Raw genomic sequence first — 1,721 nt, 5'->3', positions numbered from 1 at the left:
ATTTTGATGAATTGCATGGCAGACTCTAGCAACCCCTGGAGTGTACGCCATTGAAAGACCGTCTCTAGTCTTCATCGGTACAAGGTTATGAATTTCTATCTTACCCCTAGGTAAATTAAGAATGTCTGATCAGAGTGCCTAATATATTCCACCCCTGGTTGGGATTGCATCATCTCTAGGATTGGCTGAATATGCTCTACTCCCTCCGTATCGATACTAAAGTCTCTAATGATTCCATCATTTGCAGGTCTAACGACATCGATTGCGCTTAGAATCTCTCTGAGATCAGAGATGTTATGAGTCAAGGCTATCGTTGGAGTGCCTTTGCTCAGGATCTTTGCACAGACAATGATTCTGTTGCTTGCGTTCGGATGGTAGAAATGCTGACGGGTCATAGGAGATAAATCGAAGTGGATTATTTAATTTGTTCTGAAGATATATTATCTTTTTTTTCTTAAAGTAAATTATTTATTTATAAAACATAATAATTTGTTTTATGGGGATTGAGCTCTATGATTTACGTAATTTCTCTAGATAAAAAATTTCGGGGCAAGGCAACTGTTTCCTTTACCCCAACTAAGAAGGATAGTTAGTCTTTAAGGTAGGCGCTTGGTGGGGGTATCGTCAACGGGCCATACTGAGGAGTTGGCTCAGGTTTCGGTTCAGGTTCCACAATAGGTTCTGGCATTTTGGCCACCAGTGGTGGTTCGGGAACACCCATCTTAGAAATGTCAGCATCTGGATTTTTGAATAAATATCCCTTACCCCAACGCGTGTAAATGAGGCGAATATCATAACCCTGATCCATTTTCTTTCTTAATCTGGCAACCAAGTTATCAACGATTCTGGTAGATGGATCATATGGATAATTCCATATTTCCCTTAGGAGTTCCTCTTTCGTCAGGATGCGATTAGGATTCAGAACCATGTAATGCAGCAACTCGTACTCTTTGCTGCGCAGTTCTACATAGTTTCCTGCCCTACGAACTTGCTGCCTAACTGGATCAATGATCAGATCTGATACCTGAAGTAAACCATAAGCTTGTACTTCCTCTTGAGTTGGCAGAGGACGATGCCTCAGAATATTATTTAATCTAGTGAGCAGTTCTTCGATTGCAAAAGGTTTTGTCAGATAGTCATTACCACCTGAGCGTAGGCCCTCTAATTTTTCTTCTGTATCACTTCTAGCGCTCAAAATAATTATTGGTAGTCGAGCATTCTTAGAACGGATGCTCTCAATCACTTTTAATCCATCTACGTCTGGAAGCGTTAAATCGCAAATTGCTCCATCAAAATGTTCTGTCAAGAGTCTTGTCAATGCATCCATTCCCTCTTCAACGTGGATGACACTATACCCTTTTTGCTCAAGTACAGCTTTGGTTGGAGAAGCTACACCAATATCATCTTCCAGATAAAGAATTCTTGCGGTTGGCATCTTTTTAATACTCCTTAGTATTGTTTGTTAGTAATTTCACTTTAAATTTACATATATATTACATTAGAGCTTTTAAGTTAATTTTCAACATACTTCTCAAAGCAACCACCTAATCAAACTTGATTTTTGATTTAAAATTAGGCGTTGACGCTTAAGGGTTGTTTAGCTTATGGATGAGCAGTTTCAAAGAGACTTCCAACATCGTTTTTGATTTGCTCTAGCAAAGCGTTTTACATGGAGTCTGGCTAGATAATGTCTGAGTCAGCAGTTCAGTGACTCGATTTGT

General features: G+C 39.4%; 2 protein-coding genes. Both read right to left on the bottom strand.

The genetic code is table 11. The features are described 5' to 3' along the window. Nucleotides 1-95: 95 nt before the first annotated feature. Nucleotides 96-395: a hypothetical protein gene (locus tag P8O70_05335; GenBank protein MDG2196300.1), complete on the bottom strand. Its 300-nt coding sequence runs from the start codon at nt 393-395 to the stop codon at nt 96-98. Nucleotides 396-589: 194 nt separating this feature from the next. Beyond that, complete coding sequence (locus P8O70_05330) at nt 590-1,435, bottom strand: response regulator transcription factor (GenBank protein MDG2196299.1); 846 nt, start codon at nt 1,433-1,435, stop codon at nt 590-592. Nucleotides 1,436-1,721 lie beyond the last annotated feature (286 nt).

Source organism: SAR324 cluster bacterium, assembly GCA_029245725.1.
Classification (GTDB): domain Bacteria; phylum SAR324; class SAR324; order SAR324; family NAC60-12; genus JCVI-SCAAA005.
The sequence above is the reverse complement of the archived record's forward strand: the minus strand, read 5'-3'. Positions and strand labels throughout refer to the sequence as shown.

Bases quoted from the DNA above. Each gene is read 5' to 3' on its own strand.
- P8O70_05335 (MDG2196300.1), bottom strand. From the start codon at position 395: ATGACCCGTCAGCATTTCTACCATCCGAACGCAAGCAACAGAATCATT.
- P8O70_05330 (MDG2196299.1), bottom strand. From the start codon at position 1,435: ATGCCAACCGCAAGAATTCTTTATCTGGAAGATGATATTGGTGTAGCT.